Origin of the sequence: Peristeroidobacter agariperforans, assembly GCF_004138335.1 — a bacterium.
In the GTDB taxonomy this organism is placed as follows: domain Bacteria; phylum Pseudomonadota; class Gammaproteobacteria; order Steroidobacterales; family Steroidobacteraceae; genus Steroidobacter; species Steroidobacter agariperforans.
Window position 1 is genome coordinate 1,711,949 of the sequence record NZ_RYFW01000001.1, and the last position, 14,023, is coordinate 1,725,971.

General features: G+C 61.2%; 18 protein-coding genes. 11 read left to right on the forward strand and 7 right to left on the reverse strand.

Annotated features, from left to right (window positions below):
• Nucleotides 1-2: 2 nt before the first annotated feature.
• Together arfA and EK373_RS07420 are read left to right on the forward strand one after the other, a co-directional pair.
• Complete coding sequence (gene arfA, locus EK373_RS07415) at nucleotides 3-1,514, forward strand: arabinosylfuranosidase ArfA (protein WP_129642064.1); 1,512 nt, start codon at nucleotides 3-5, stop codon at nucleotides 1,512-1,514.
• A gap of 9 nt (nucleotides 1,515-1,523) precedes the next feature.
• Nucleotides 1,524-3,428, forward strand: a complete 1,905-nt coding sequence (locus EK373_RS07420) for a glycoside hydrolase family 127 protein (protein WP_129642065.1) — start codon at nucleotides 1,524-1,526, stop codon at nucleotides 3,426-3,428.
• A 3-nt stretch (nucleotides 3,429-3,431) separates the two neighbouring features.
• Here the strand turns inward: EK373_RS07420 and EK373_RS07425 are convergent, their stop codons facing one another.
• Nucleotides 3,432-3,851, reverse strand: a complete 420-nt coding sequence (locus EK373_RS07425) for a DUF6524 family protein (protein ID WP_129642066.1) — start codon at nucleotides 3,849-3,851, stop codon at nucleotides 3,432-3,434.
• Nucleotides 3,852-4,215: 364 nt separating this feature from the next.
• Between EK373_RS07425 and EK373_RS07430 the strand changes: the two genes are divergently transcribed.
• From EK373_RS07430 to EK373_RS07445, 4 genes are all read left to right on the forward strand, one after another.
• Nucleotides 4,216-4,578 (forward strand): helix-turn-helix transcriptional regulator, encoded by a 363-nt coding sequence (locus tag EK373_RS07430; protein ID WP_269813219.1) that lies wholly within the window; start codon nucleotides 4,216-4,218, stop codon nucleotides 4,576-4,578.
• Nucleotides 4,579-4,606: 28 nt separating this feature from the next.
• The gene (locus EK373_RS07435; protein ID WP_129642068.1) at nucleotides 4,607-5,074 is read left to right on the forward strand and encodes a hypothetical protein; all 468 of its coding nucleotides are present in this window, start codon (nucleotides 4,607-4,609) and stop codon (nucleotides 5,072-5,074) included.
• Nucleotides 5,075-5,294: 220 nt separating this feature from the next.
• Nucleotides 5,295-5,672: a bactofilin family protein gene (locus EK373_RS07440; protein WP_129642069.1), complete on the forward strand. Its 378-nt coding sequence runs from the start codon at nucleotides 5,295-5,297 to the stop codon at nucleotides 5,670-5,672.
• A 65-nt stretch (nucleotides 5,673-5,737) separates the two neighbouring features.
• Complete coding sequence (locus EK373_RS07445) at nucleotides 5,738-6,310, forward strand: bactofilin family protein (RefSeq protein ID WP_129642070.1); 573 nt, start codon at nucleotides 5,738-5,740, stop codon at nucleotides 6,308-6,310.
• Between the two features lie 63 nt (nucleotides 6,311-6,373).
• Here EK373_RS07445 and EK373_RS07450 read toward each other — a convergent pair whose 3' ends face one another.
• The 5 genes from EK373_RS07450 to EK373_RS07470 all read right to left on the reverse strand — a co-directional run bounded on the left by EK373_RS07450 (nucleotide 6,374) and on the right by EK373_RS07470 (nucleotide 9,864).
• Nucleotides 6,374-6,907, reverse strand: a complete 534-nt coding sequence (locus EK373_RS07450; RefSeq protein ID WP_157994266.1) for an SUKH-3 domain-containing protein — start codon at nucleotides 6,905-6,907, stop codon at nucleotides 6,374-6,376.
• Entirely contained in the window at nucleotides 6,897-7,511 is a 615-nt protein-coding gene (locus tag EK373_RS07455; protein ID WP_157994267.1) for a DUF3806 domain-containing protein, read from the reverse strand. Before EK373_RS07455 ends, EK373_RS07450 begins: the two co-directional genes overlap by 11 nt.
• A gap of 22 nt (nucleotides 7,512-7,533) precedes the next feature.
• On the reverse strand, nucleotides 7,534-8,046 hold the full coding sequence (locus tag EK373_RS07460) for a DUF1579 domain-containing protein (protein ID WP_129642073.1): 513 nt from the start codon (nucleotides 8,044-8,046) through the stop codon (nucleotides 7,534-7,536).
• A 108-nt stretch (nucleotides 8,047-8,154) separates the two neighbouring features.
• Nucleotides 8,155-8,979 carry an isocitrate lyase/PEP mutase family protein gene (locus EK373_RS07465; RefSeq protein WP_129642074.1) on the reverse strand — a complete coding sequence of 275 codons (825 nt, stop codon included), beginning with the start codon at nucleotides 8,977-8,979 and terminating at the stop codon, nucleotides 8,155-8,157.
• Between the two features lie 81 nt (nucleotides 8,980-9,060).
• Nucleotides 9,061-9,864 carry an adenine nucleotide alpha hydrolase family protein gene (locus EK373_RS07470; protein WP_157994268.1) on the reverse strand — a complete coding sequence of 268 codons (804 nt, stop codon included), beginning with the start codon at nucleotides 9,862-9,864 and terminating at the stop codon, nucleotides 9,061-9,063.
• A 238-nt stretch (nucleotides 9,865-10,102) separates the two neighbouring features.
• Here EK373_RS07470 and minC point away from each other — a divergent pair, with 238 nt between their 5' ends.
• The 3 genes from minC (at nucleotide 10,103) to minE (ending at nucleotide 12,008) form a co-directional block, all read left to right on the forward strand.
• Nucleotides 10,103-10,855, forward strand: a complete 753-nt coding sequence (gene minC, locus EK373_RS07475) for a septum site-determining protein MinC (RefSeq protein WP_129642076.1) — start codon at nucleotides 10,103-10,105, stop codon at nucleotides 10,853-10,855.
• A gap of 80 nt (nucleotides 10,856-10,935) precedes the next feature.
• Complete coding sequence (gene minD / locus EK373_RS07480; protein ID WP_129642077.1) at nucleotides 10,936-11,748, forward strand: septum site-determining protein MinD; 813 nt, start codon at nucleotides 10,936-10,938, stop codon at nucleotides 11,746-11,748.
• A 2-nt stretch (nucleotides 11,749-11,750) separates the two neighbouring features.
• The gene (minE, locus tag EK373_RS07485) at nucleotides 11,751-12,008 is read left to right on the forward strand and encodes a cell division topological specificity factor MinE (RefSeq protein WP_129642078.1); all 258 of its coding nucleotides are present in this window, start codon (nucleotides 11,751-11,753) and stop codon (nucleotides 12,006-12,008) included.
• Nucleotides 12,009-12,189: 181 nt separating this feature from the next.
• On the opposite strand, the gene EK373_RS07490 is transcribed toward minE, so the two are convergent.
• Nucleotides 12,190-12,822 carry a glutathione binding-like protein gene (locus tag EK373_RS07490; RefSeq protein ID WP_129642079.1) on the reverse strand — a complete coding sequence of 211 codons (633 nt, stop codon included), beginning with the start codon at nucleotides 12,820-12,822 and terminating at the stop codon, nucleotides 12,190-12,192.
• 87 nt (nucleotides 12,823-12,909) lie between these two features.
• Here EK373_RS07490 and EK373_RS07495 point away from each other — a divergent pair, with 87 nt between their 5' ends.
• Nucleotides 12,910-13,533, forward strand: a complete 624-nt coding sequence (locus tag EK373_RS07495; RefSeq protein ID WP_129642080.1) for a TetR/AcrR family transcriptional regulator — start codon at nucleotides 12,910-12,912, stop codon at nucleotides 13,531-13,533.
• A 132-nt stretch (nucleotides 13,534-13,665) separates the two neighbouring features.
• Nucleotides 13,666-13,923: a hypothetical protein gene (locus tag EK373_RS07500; RefSeq protein ID WP_129642081.1), complete on the forward strand. Its 258-nt coding sequence runs from the start codon at nucleotides 13,666-13,668 to the stop codon at nucleotides 13,921-13,923.
• Nucleotides 13,924-14,023: the final 100 nt, after the last annotated feature.

The window sequence follows — 14,023 nt, forward strand, 5'->3', positions numbered from 1 at the left end:
TCATGCTCACTTCACGCATCGTCGTCGACCGCGACTTCGTCATCTCCGAACTCGACCGCCGGGTGTTCGGCACTTTCGTCGAGCACATGGGACGCTGTGTCTACGGCGGCATCTATGAGCCCGGCCATCCCACCGCGAACCAGGACGGCTTCCGTCAGGACGTGCTGGAGCTGACGCGCGAGCTCGGCCCGACCATCGTTCGTTATCCGGGCGGCAATTTCCTCTCGGGCTACAACTGGGAAGACGGCGTGGGCCCGAAGGACAAGCGTCCGACCCGCCTCGATCTCGCATGGGGCTCGACCGAGACCAATGAGTTCGGCACGAATGAATTCATCACCTGGTGCCGCACGGCCAGTGTCGAGCCGATGTTCGCTGTGAACCTCGGCACGCGCGGGCCCGATGAGGCGCGTCATCTGCTCGAGTACTGCAATCATCCGGGCGGTACGTACTACTCGGACCTGCGTCGTGAGCACGGCTACGAGAAGCCTCACGGCATCAAGTTCTGGTGCCTGGGCAATGAAATGGATGGGCCGTGGCAGATCTGCCAGAAGACCGCGCAGGAGTACGGCCGCGTCGCGAAGGAAACCGCGAAGGTCATGCGCTGGGTCGATGGGGATCTGCAGCTCGCGGCGTGCGGCTCGTCGCAGCGGGCGATGCCCACTTACGCGTCGTGGGAATACGAAGTGCTCGACCACTGTTTCAACGAAGTCGACTTCATTTCGTTGCACGCGTACTTCCGCAACGACAGCAACGACATCAAGGACTTCTTCACGGTCATCGAAGACCTCGACTCCTTCATCAAGGAAGTGGCTTCAATCGCCGATGCAGTGGCCGCGAAGCGCCGTTCGCCGAAGCGCATCATGCTGTCGTTGGACGAGTGGAACGTCTGGTACAAGGCGCACAGCCCCGCCGACCTGCGCAAGCCCGGCTGGCCGAAGGCGCCGCCGCTGATCGAAGAGATCTACAACTTTGAAGATGCGCTCGTGGTCGGCGGTGCGTTGATCACCATGATCAACAACGCGGATCGCGTCAAAGCAGCGTGCATCGCGCAGCTCGTCAACGTGATCGGCCCGATCATGACCGAGACTGGCGGTGCGGCCTGGCGGCAAACCATTTTCCATCCGTTCGCGCAGGCTTCGCGTCACGCACACGGGCAGGTGCTGCGTGCGAAGGTGCAGTCCGAAACGTTCTCGACCAAGACGCATCCGAATGCGTCGCTGCTGCTGTCGAGCGTGATTCACGATGAAGCGACCGGGGCGGTGACCATCCTCGCGCTCAATCGCAGCGCGACGGAAGAAATGCAGCTGGATGTCGAGCTGCGCGGCCTGGGTGAAGGCCGCAAGGTGGCGATTGCCAGCGAGTTGCACCACAGCGACCTCAAGGCCGTCAACAGCAAGGCGTCGCCCGATGCTGTCGCACCGAAGGAGCGCACCGATGTTTCCATCGACAAAGGAGTGGTCAGCGCGAAGCTGAAGCCGCTGTCCTGGAACGTCATCGTCACCAAGCCAGCGTAAGGAGACGCCATGCAGTTGCTGCGAACTGTATTGTTCGGAACGCTGGTCATGGCGAGCCTGGCCATGGAAGCGGCGACGCCGGCAGTCAAGACCTTCGGCCTCGGCGACGTCGAGCTGCTGGACAGTCCGTTCAAACAAGCGATGGAGCGCAATGCCGGGTATCTGCTGAGCCTCGATGCGGATCGCCTGCTGCACAACACGCGCAAGTACGCAGGCTTGCAGCCCAAGGGCGAGTTGTATGGCGGCTGGGAATCGCAAGGCATCGCCGGCCACACGCTCGGTCACTATCTGACGGCTCTGTCGCAGCAGTACGCGGCGACTCACGATCCGCGTTTCAAGCAGCGCCTGGACTACATCATCGGCGAGATGGCCGAAGCACAGCGCGCTTACGGCGATGGCTATGTCGGCGCGCTGCCTGAGGTGGAGCTGTCGACCATGCGCGGCTTCAAGCAGGGCAAGGTCGAGGTCAAGGATGCATTCTTCTTCAAGAATGGCGCCTGGGTGCCCTGGTACACGCAGCACAAGGTGCTCGCCGGTTTGAGAGACGCGTGGACGCTCGGCGAGAGTGCGCAAGCCAAAGAAGTGACCTTGAAGCTGGCGAACTGGGTGGACGACATCACCGCGCACCTGACGCCAGATCAGCAGCAAACGATGTTGCAGGTCGAGCATGGCGGCATGCGCGAAGTGCTGTTCGATATCTATGGACTGACCAGGAACGATCGATATCTGAAGACGGCGCAGCGCTTCGAGCACCGAGCCATTCTCGACCCGCTGCTCGCGGGGCGTGACGAGTTGCCCGGCAAGCACGCGAACACACAGATTCCGAAGGTCATCGGCGCCGCGCGCGGCTACGAAGTCGCGAATCAGTCGGAAGGCCGACCGATCGCCGAGAATTTCTGGAAGACGGTGGTCCAAAACCACTCGTGGGCCATTGGCGGCAACAGCGACGGCGAGTTCTTCTTCTCACCGAACGCGGCGTCGGAGCATTTGAGCGCTGCGACCGCGGAGACCTGCAACACCTATAACATGCTCCGCCTCACCGAGCGGCTGTTCGGCTGGCAGCCGCAGGTTGCGTACGCCGATTTCGAGGAACGCGCGCTGTACAACCACATCCTCGCTTCACAGGAACCGAAGCAGGGCATGTTCACGTATTTCATGTCGCTCAAGGCGGGGCACTTCAAAACGTACAGCACGCCGCACGACTCGTTCTGGTGCTGCGTGGGCAGCGGCATGGAGAATCACAGCAAGTACGGCGCGGCGATCTATTTCCACACGTCCGACGCGCTCTATGTGAACTTGTTCATTCCGTCGGTGCTGCACTGGAACGAGCGCGGCTTGGAATTGCAGCAGAACACGCTGTACCCGAACGAGAATCGCACTTCACTCACTGTGACCAAGGCGCCGACCGCGCCGCTGTCGTTGCGAGTTCGTGTGCCCGCCTGGGCGGCAGGCAACGCCACGGTGACACTGAACGGAAAACCGGCGGCCGTCGAGGCAAAGCCGGGCTCGTACGCGACGCTGCAAAGAGCATGGAAGAAGGGCGATGTGCTCGAGATGACCATCCCAACCTCGGTGCGGATCGAACCGCTGCACGGATCGGACGATCAGTTCGCGTTCGTCTATGGTCCGGTCGTGCTGGGCGGCGATCTCGGTCCCGCACCCGCGGGGCCGACGGTGCCGTATGCGAAGGAGCAGCAGGCGAATCTGAAACTCGAATCGATCGAGGTGCCGTCGCTGTCGGGAACTCCTCAGCAACTGGCCGCCAGTCTGCGTCGCGTTCCCGGCGACGCGCTGGCGTTCAAGTTGACGACCAGCGAGCCTCGCAAGGAAGTGACGCTGCGACCGTTCCATGAGTTGGATTACCAGCGCTACACGGTCTACTGGAAGACCGCGCCGGCGAGGCAGGCCGAGTAAGCGTCACTGCCCTTCGTTGACCTCATCCACCGTCGTCTGGCCCGTCCAGCGACGGTAGAGATGAGCCCAGGCCATGCCGATGGCCATGATCAGCGCCAGCACCACCAGCCCGACCCAGATCAGCGCGTTGGTGTTCTCCAGGCTGACCCAGCCCCACGACGCGACCAGCCAGACCAGTGCGGCGCACAGCGCAAGCGCCAGCACCATCCCGATCAGGCCGATGGACTTGAGCGTCGCTCCCAGGAACACGATCCAGCCGATCAACAGCAGGATGCCGAGCACCGCCTCCACCGGCGTCACACTCGGAAAACCGTCGGCGACCATGTGGACATACGAATAGCCGCTGGGGTTGAAAGTCAGCAGCACGAGAATCAGTGACAGCACCACCCGCACCAGAAACCCGCTGAAGCTCAGATCGTTCACATTTGGCTCCCTCGCCGCGAAGAAGTGCAGTATCGGCGAGCCGGGCTGCCGTGTGAAGCGGCGCGGAAATTCTCACGGCTTTCATGCGCGGGTCCGCGGGCATCCAATCTTTCCGAGAAAACTCCCGCGCCCTGCGAGGATAAGAGTTTGCGCATTTTCTAACTTTTGAGGAAACAACGGCCGCTCAGAGGGTGGCAATCTGCGAAACAGAGATTGAGGCGGGCTGCACGGAAACTCCACGGCGAAATCGGATTGCCAGCATCACGAAGCGGATATCGCCAGGTCACAGCAGGAAAATGTTTCTTATTTTAATCCCAATAAAGGATTTGTATCTTCATGGAAACTACAACGGAAGCACAGGATAGTGATCAAGCACGAAAGTCGCGCGTATTTCAGATCTCTCGGTGCGCAGATCGCGCTCACGCGAAAATCGAGGGGCATGACACAGGCGGAACTGGCGCGAGCCATCGGTGTGTCGCAGCAGGCGGTGTTTGCGTACGAGCTCGGCGACCGCCGGGTGTCAGTGATGACCCTTGCCCAGATTGCGAGAACATTTGCAGTGCCGGTGCAAGACATGATCGGTCTTTCCAAACCCACGCGTACTTCAAAAAGTCGCTTGTCGCCTCGAGCGATGCGCCACGCCGAGCGTTTGCAGCGCCTCACCAAAACGCAACAGCGCTTCGTCATTCGGATCATCGACGTGCTCGAGGCAAGCAACTCGCGTTAGCGGCCAGCGCGTGCGGCGGGGAGATGCCATGACGCGCGCGCGCCAGCCCAAGGGTATCGACGCGAGCGCCCTCGCGTCTGTGGTCATCACCGTGGAAGGGTGCAAAGCGATCAAGGATGCCGACCTCGCGGCTCTGTTCGGCCTGAGCTTGGCGGCGTTCTATAAACGTGTCGGCAGCAAACTATGGATGCTCAACAAGAGCATGCATATCAAGCTCCCCAAACGATACGCCCGCGGCCGACTCGATACCTACCCGCCGCTGGCGTTCACCCACAACGGCGTCCTGCTGATCGCGGCCGTGCTCGGCGACGACGACTCCCTGGAAATCGGTATGGAGGTCGTGCACGCGCTAAGAAACCGGCGCCGGAACTCTGCTCGCAAGAAGCGTTCCGACCGCCGCGAGAACGATGCGGAAAAGTCGCGGCACTACTCCGAAGCGATGGCTCGCATGCTCCAAGGCCGCTTGCACGACATGTTGAAAAAGATGCGTCACTGATGCTCCGGGACGGTGCGTGAGCTGACCTGTGTTTGACACTTGCGGGTTCGGTTCAGGGATCACCCTCGGGGCAGGCACATTGTGACAATTTTGGGAAGGTGACAGTTCTGTGATATCGGCCGCGATGCGGATCGCGCTGTTCATTTTGTGAAGTAACTCTCTTTGCCGGTGTGCGCCGCTGCCTACAGTGTGCTGCGGTTCGCAACCCCAGGAGATAACAATGAGCAATCCGTACGATACAGCCAGCGAGCGGATGTCGATCCTGCCGCCGACGTTGCGCTTCAAGGGCGAGCTCTCGGCCGACGAGGACCTGCTGATTCAAGGCCAGATCGAAGGAACGATCAAACACACCCAGCGCGTCACCGTAGGCAAGGAAGGCAAGGTCAAAGCGAGCATCAGTGCGCAGACGATCAAGGTCGAAGGCACCGTCGAGGGCGACTTGCACGCCGAACGTTCGGTGTATGTGGAGGAGTCCGGCAACCTGCGCGGCAATATTCACGCGCCGTCGGTGTGCCTCGTGGAAGGCTCGAAGTTCAATGGCGCGGTCGACATGGATTCGAAGAAGTCGGCGCAGCTGCGAGGTAAGACGGGAACGTAAATGCTGTCGAAGGACCGCGTGTCAGGATCGTTCTCACCTTGAAGAAATCATTTTGGAGACCTCGTATGCGCAGCTTCGGATTCGATCAACGACAGGAGTCGAGCACGGACACGGTTCGCGTGCCGTCTTTGTCTTCGATGCCTCTGTCTGAATCGCAGACCTCTTCCCCCGCTGCTGAGTCGCCAGCGAAGGCGACCGCACCGGAGCGCAAAGTCGCCGTGCTCGGGCCGACGTTGCGGTTCAAAGGCGAGTTGAGCGCGGAAGAAGATTTCATCTTGCAGGGCCGGATCGAAGGCTCAATCAATCACACCCAGAGCGTCACGATCGGTACCGATGGTTCCGTGGTTGGAAACATCTATGCGCGTGTGGTTGTGGTGGACGGCAGCGTCGAAGGCGACCTGCACGGCGTCGAGTCGGTCGTCGTCCACGAAACCGGCCGCGTCGCCGGCAACATCTTCGCGCCCCGCGTCGGGCTGGTGGATGGCGCCGTGTTCAACGGCCGCATCGATATGACCGGCAACAACGCGGCCCAGTCCGCGCCGGCGTCGGCTTCCAAGAAGAGGGTGGAAAGTCCGACCATCAATCCGGGTCAGCCGTTGTCGGCGGAGGAAACGGAAAAGGTACTCGGCGGAAAATGACCGTGTCCGGTATCACCCTGCGTCCGCGGGGTGATACCACCTGTGGTCGGGTCCTGCTGAATCTTACGGCGAGAAAATGCGAGGATCACCACGCACGTAGAGTTCGCCGTACAAGGTGACCGAACTCTGAGTGGGGTGCAGGACGGGACGACTGCGGCGACCAAGCAAGACGTTTTCGATGCCGCTCCAGACGTCCTCGCCGTCCAACCAAAAAGCTTCATGTATGAGGCTCGCGCCATATACGTGCCCACGCGAATCGATGAAAAGCGTACCGTGTTCGTTGTGCTGATAGCCGACAAAAATGATCTGCGAGTTCAGATATCGGCTCCAGCGCGTTTCAACCGCCATCTGTGATTCTTCATCCCTGAACTCGATATCGCTTGCCGCGCACTCGATGCCCCCCTCGGTAGAACCGACCCTGAGACCGGAAAACGAAGAGAGCACTGCGTACGCAGGATGATTGTTGGGTACGCGAGATGAGACCGGCATCTGCCGATCAGGAACCCATCCAGCCTGCTCAAACATCGAGCAGATCGTCGCCGGTGGCGCCGCGCGAGGCTCGGCGGGCATCGGCTGCGAGCACTCGTTATGCTGCATCTGTCGGCTTCCAGTCGCGCCGAGCGGCGTCTTGAAGTGAAATGTATATCGGCTTGAAGAAGCCATATTCTCTCGACGGAATGCGCTTGGAGATGGCCTGGTACGGGAAGCCGCGAAAGTCCTTTGATCGTCCCTGGAGGGCCAGGGCTGTGCCATAGTTGTCCGTGAGGCGAATCCAACGCATATCAAGGGATTGTGCGCAGAATGCACCGAAGGCAGCGCCGGCTATCTCTATCACGGCTTCGTCGGAGTATCCCTTTTTGTCCGTTGCGCGCATCCATGCTCCAAATGCACTGTCCAGATTGTCGAGAAGCTGGTCGCTAAGTCCAGTGCCGAGAAATGCCACAACAAAGTCTTCAACCAACGCGGCATTCTCGAGTATCGGGGCAAGTTCCCGCTCCGTGAGCGGCACGATGGTCTCGGGTTCCGCCTCGGTCGTAGCTACGAACTGAGAAGACTGTCCCAGTTCGCTCCGCGCGACATAGCGCCTTCGATCAATGACGCGCTTGCCATCCAGTTGCTCGTCCTGCCGCTGAAGGGCGGTCTTCTGCGTCGCACTCCCAAACTTCCGGAGCGCATCGATGATGTTGGAGATGATGGCCATCGATGCAGTCGAACGCCAACGCTCACCCGCCGCGCTGCTTAGCGGGTTCGCCGACCGCAGTGAACTGCATGGTCCAGTTGGTTTCCCAAGTTGCGCCGTCATCGGATGAGAAAGCCTGCTCCCAGCGAGGATCTTCATTCGGACTACAGATCCAGGTAAAGCGGATCTTTATGGCCTTGCCGTCGAAGACGTCATCTGTATAGAACAATCCGGTGCTGCCGCTGAACTTCCCTAAGACGGGTTTGTCGAGCTGCATCGGATTGCGACCATCCAACCACCAGATAGACCAGGTGCCGGTTTTCGCGCAGTAGGAGCGAACTGCGATCGCTCGGAACGTTGCTTCGGGGAAGTGCAGGATGTTGTCTTCGATGTTGCCGAAGCCGCCCAGCGTCTTGCGTGTCGAAGAACGGCCGGAGAACTCGGTCCACGAGGTGCAGCCGGCCAGGCGTTCGTTCAGCCGCCTGTGTTTGACCGTCCAGTCTCCAATGATGAAATCGAAATCTCTGGGCGCGGAGTTCTCGAGGGGAAGAGTCATCTTGGAAGGGGCCCTTGCTGATAAGGGCGACTCGTGACGCCCGACGTTGTGGTCGAGAGGCGTCGCCGCGGAGGTTCTGGTCTCGGCGGCGCGCTTACCTTGTGAATCTTATTTCTGGAGCGATTTTCCCAACTCCTTCGGACTCACCAGTGCATTCAAGAACTCAAACGTGCCCTTGTCAAGAATCTCACGCGCGGCGTTATAAACCCCACTCATCGCCGCCCGGTGTAACGAAGTCGCCAGGCTGATCCGACGCACGCCGGCCTCCTGCAGCTCCGGCACGCTGAAGGACCGCCCGGGAATTCCAACCATGAAGTTCACCGGCTTCGACAACGACGAGCACACCGCACGAACCGCCTTCAAATCCGGCAACCCTGGTGCAAACAACACATCCGCGCCGGCCTTCTCGAACGCCTGCAATCGCTTGATCGTGTCATCGAGATCCGGATGGCCGTGCAGAAAGTTTTCGCAGCGGGCGGTGAGCATGAACGGCGCGCCCAGCGACTTTACTGCTTCCACAGCCGCCGTTACTCGCTCCACGGCCTGGTCGAAGTCATAAATCGGTTTGGTCGGATCGCCCGTGTGATCTTCGATGGATCCGCCCGCCAGGCCCGTCTGCGCGGCAAGTCGAATCGTTTCAGCCACATGGCCGGGTGCGTGACCGAAGCCGTTCTCCAGATCCGCCGCGACCGGCACGGTCACCGCGTCGACCAGTGTCTTGCAGTGAGCGAGTGCCTCGTCTCGAGTGATTTTGCCGTCTTGTCGGCCCAGCGTATTGGCAAAGGCCGCGCTCGACGTCGCGATGGCGGGGAAGCCGAGGCCGGCGAGCAGCATGGCTGAACCGGCGTCCCACGCGTTCGCGATGACGAACGCGCGAGCTTGTTCGTGTAACGATCGGAACGCGGCGGCTTTATCTCTTTGCGTGGCGGTCATGGACGGCGTCTCCAGATGTTCATGTTCGCCGTCACCCTACGCGGAAAACCGGTCAGGCGCTGTCAGGAACTTAAGCTCTCCTCAAGTCGCGGACGCACGCGGCGGGGCGACGGAAGGATGGCGCAATCGGCGATACAGCGCTCGTACCCGCATGTACAGATCCGGGTGCCGCGCCAGCCAGTGCCGGATTCTGGGCACGACGCGCAGGTGATATCGCAACCGCCCGCTTGGCGGCACCCGTTCACCCAAGCCTTCCTCGATGGTGTAGATGCAGGGATTGCAGGTTCCGCACGGCTGGCCGCGGCGCGGGCGATGGCAGAACCAGGTGAGCTTCATGATTTCGTCGAAGCCGCCGGCGCGCGCTTCGGCCTGCATTTGCCGCTTGGTCATATCGAACAGCGGGAAGCGGAACGTTTTGAACAACTCGTAGCGGCAGTCGCCGGCGAAGCGTGGATCGAGTCGATAGCGATCGGGGCCGATCAGCTCGACGAGCAGCTCGCGGGCTTTATCGTCGCGGTGAATGGACAGCTCCATGCCCTCGATGCCGTGCTGGCGGCAATAGCGCGCCAGCCATTCGTACTGACCGCCGATGAAGCCGATGGCGAGGCAACGCTCGTAGTAACGCTGAGTTTCGGCGTCCGCCTCGATGTCGGCGAGCTGGCACTCGAGGGTGTCGGCCAATCTGACAGCCGCCTCGGGCCAGCGCTTCAGCAATGCCTGCCGGATCAGTCGCATCGCTTCGCGCTCAGCGGGGACGGCCGGCCGATAGTGCAGGCTGTCGAGGATGTAGTAGGGCTGAACCTCTTGCTGCTCACGAAGCAGCAGAGTCAGCAACCGGAAGGTGGAATCCCAACCTCCCGTCCACAAAAGCGGCGTCGTTGCCATGCGTGTACCTGCCGAGGGCATCTTTGCCGGCCGAAAAGTCTAACGGCGTGCGGCCGCCGCCAGACTCAGGGAATGACGAACCTTAGGCCATGACGAATCGGAGCGGCCCATCGTTCCCTCGCGCTATAAAAAACTGCTGTCGACGTCGTACGACAGTTTGCATCGGCGCACGCAGCGGCCGCAGCATCCGCTACACTTCGCCTCGGCAAAGTCCCCCTGGCCCGTGCGAAAGTCAGCGATGAATAAACCCCTCGAAGCTGTGAAAGAACCAGCCGTTGAAATCCGTTTCGGCCAGGTCGGTCTGGCGCAGGTGCGCATTCGCACCACCGATGCGGGGGTCATTCTCGATGAGTTGACCGGTCGCGTAGCTTCGGCGCCGCAGTTTTTCGAGCGGACCGCCGTGTGCCTGGACCTGAGCGCGCTGGAAAAAGAGCCCACGATGAGTGAAATGCGTGGCGTGTTCGATGCCGTGCGTCGCGCCGGCATGCTCGCGGTCGGATTGGCCCACGGCACGCAGGCGGTCGACACGCTGGCTCGTTCGCTCGATGTTCCGGTGTTGACGCAGTTTCGCGTGCAGGGCAAAGCCACGCCGGTGCAGCCGCCGGTGAAAGAAGTGCCCAAGGCGCCGCCGCCGCCGGTCGAGGCGCCGGTATTGCACCCGCCCTCATTGATGCAGCATCAGCCGGTTCGTTCGGGGCAGCGCGTCTACGCACGCAATTCGGATCTGGTGGTCACCGCAACGGTGGGCGCCGGCGCCGAAGTGATTGCCGACGGTTGTGTACATATCTATGGAACGCTGCGCGGGCGCGCCGTGGCTGGAGCCCGGGGCGAAGTCACCGCACGCGTGTTTTGCCAGGAATTCCATGCCGAGCTGATCTCCATCGCCGGCGTGTTCCGGGTGTTCGAGACCTTGCCGCCCGAGCTGGCCGGCAAGCCCGTGCAAGCCTGGCTGGATGGCGACGATCTGCGCTTCGCCCGCATCGGTGGCTGAAGTGCAGACCCGCCCGATCCTTCCTTCGACATCGAATACTCACCAACTTCCTCACTCTACTTCAAGGGGAGAGTCCCACTTTGACTGAAATCATCGTTGTAACTTCCGGCAAGGGGGGCGTCGGCAAGACGACCACGTCAGCCAGCGTCGCTTGCGGCCTGGCACGCCGAGGCAAGCGGGTCGCCGTCATCGATTTCGATATCGGTCTGCGCAACCTCGACCTCATCATGGGATGCGAGCGCCGCGTCGTTTACGACTTCGTCAACGTCATCCAGGGCGATTGCACGCTCAAGCAGGCGTTGATCAAGGACAAGCGCATCGAGACCCTGTTCGTCCTGGCCGCCTCGCAGACGCGTGACAAAGATGCGCTGTCGATGGAAGGCGTGCGCAAGGTGTTCGACGAACTGATCGCCGACGGCTTCGAATACATCATTTGCGATTCGCCCGCCGGCATCGAAAAGGGCGCGCACCTCGCCATGTACTACGCCGACCGCGCCATCGTGGTCGTGAATCCGGAAGTTTCCTCGGTGCGTGACTCCGATCGCATCCTCGGCCTGCTCTCCAGCAAGACGCAGCGCGCCGAGAAGGGCGAGGAGAAGGTGAAGGAACATCTGCTGCTGACCCGCTACAGCCCGCGTCGTGTCGCCACCGGCGAGATGATGAGCGTCGGGGACGTCAAAGAAATTCTCGGTCTCGATGTGATCGGCGTGATTCCGGAGTCGCCGGATGTGCTGTCGGCGTCCAATGCCGGCACGCCGGTCATCCTGAACGACCAGAGCGACGTCTCGAGGGCCTACGAGGACGCGGTCGGCCGGCTGCTGGGCGACACCTTGCCGCTACGGTTCCTCGAAGAACCGAAGAAGGGCTTCCTGGCCCGCATGTTCGGAGGTTGAGAATGGGACTACTCGCATTCTTCCGCCGCTCCCAGCCGACCGCCAACGTCGCGAAGGAGCGGCTACGTATCATCGTTGCCCAGGAACGTACCGCGCGGGGCGGTCCAGACTACCTGCCGACGCTGCGGCGTGAGCTGATGGAAGTGATCCGCAAGTACATCAATGTCGATCCCGAGGCCGTGCAGATCAACCTCGAGAAAGAGGACGGTCACGAGGTGCTGGAATTCAGCGTGGCGCTGCCGGAGAAGGGCAAAGCGTAGCTGCGATAACTAACAGAGATCACCGGATACATGGATGTATCCCGCCGCCACAGGCGGCGGCGAGCAGCAACAAGTCGCGCCTTTTTGCTGGCTCGCTCGAGGGGCGTGGCAGGATGCCCGATCCCGAGTAAAAAGTGACGCGCAGCGAGTCGATGATCTGCGCGTCGCAGATCGCTGTTCTTCAGCTGGCCCGCCGCATTTCCTCTTGATACAGGGCCACCTCTTCCTTCATGGCGCGCGCCACGCTGGGCCGCTTCAGCATGCGCTGGAAGTAATCATTCACCGCCGGCCACTGTTTCAAGTCGACGCCGCTGAATGCGCTCCAGTTCAGGATGGTCGTGAGGTACGCGTCGGCGATGGAAAACCGGTCGAGCGCGAACTCGTGCGTGGCGAAGTGATCCTGGAGCAGCGCGAAGCGGGACGGGATCTTGGTTCGCGCATATTCCTTCGCGCCTTCAGGTGCCTTCTGATCCAGCAGCGCATTGAAAATGCCTTTGTGCAGTTCCGTGCCGATGAAGCCCAGCCACTGCTGCATGCGGGCGCGTTGCAGTCCCGATGCGGGCGCGAGCTGCGCGTCGGGGAAGCGCTCGGCGATGAACTGCAGAATAGCCGTGTTCTCCGTCAGAACGGCGCCATCGCCGACGCTCAGGGTGGGGACCAGCATCAAACGATTGATTTCGGCGAAATCGCGGCCGGTGTTGAGCACGCGCTTGGCCTTGAGGTCCACCTGCGTGAACTCGGCCGGCGCGCCGGCTTCATACAGCGCAATGCGGGTGGCGAGCGAGCAGGCAAGAGGTGAGAAGTACAGATTCATGGACAGGCTCCGGGTCTGGTGGGTTTTTGTACCGACCGATATATAATTCGTCCACCGGTCGTCGGCGGTCAAGTATTTTTATGCGAAATGGTACATAAAAAAGCAACGCGAGCTCGCGGCCGGCCGCGGGCGTATGACCCCGCCGCTGCGCTGACCGGGGCGCGGGATGCCTTCTGGGACCAGGGGTATGCGGCTACATCGCTCGATGTACTCAGCGATGCCACCGATATGAACCGACCCAGCATGTACGCGGCGTTTGGCGACAAGCGCTCGCTGTATCTGCAGACGCTCGATCGTTATATCGCTGACGGCGCGGCAGCTCTAAAGCAAACGCTGAGTCGCGAGCACTCGCTCGCAGAGGGGCTGCAGCGCTTTTATGAGAACGCGATATCGCTCTATCTGGAGCAGGGCGGACCCCGTGGCTGTTACTTGATATCCACTGCTACCACCGAAGCCGCACAGGATCCGGAAGTAGGGAAGAAACTTTTGGGCGCGCTGCGTGGCTTGGATCAAGCAATCGAACTGCGGCTGAGTGATGCCAAGGCCGCTGGTGAACTGGATCCGTCCGCAGATCCCGCCGCGCTGGCACTGATGGCCTCGGCGGTGCTGCACACCATCTCCGTTAGAGCGCGCTCTGGGGAATCGCGAGCGGCGCTCGAAGCCATCGCCGACAGGGCCATCGAGCTGATCTGCGGTAACTTCCGCAGCTGACAGAGCTGGGCTATATTGCACGCCATATGACCGCCCGCCGAATCATCGGAATTCAAATTCGCCGCCCGGCATCTGCGGATGCCGGGGTGTCGATGCGAATTGTGAATTCAGGTGAATCAGAGGCGATCAATCATGCAAGTCGGCAATGCTGCAGCTCTGCGGCTCAAAGCGGTGGTGGAAGCGGATCCAGGCGCACTGGTCCGCGTACTGCAATTCTTCCAGGCGCGTAACCTCATCCCGCGCACGGTCGCGAGCGAACGGCTCGGCGACGAATATCTCCAGATTCAGATCGAGCTCGATCCGGCCGAGCTGGCCGATGACGGCTTCCGCATCGTCGTCTCCAAGATCAACGAGTTGCCCATCGTCCTGGCCGCCGTCGCCTGCGACTGAGCTTCACTCCGGGCCCCAATGCACCGGGCACATGGACGTGCAGGAGCTGGCTCTTTCGCCGCCCCTCATTCGTCTTACGGGGGCGGTGTCGGAATCCGTC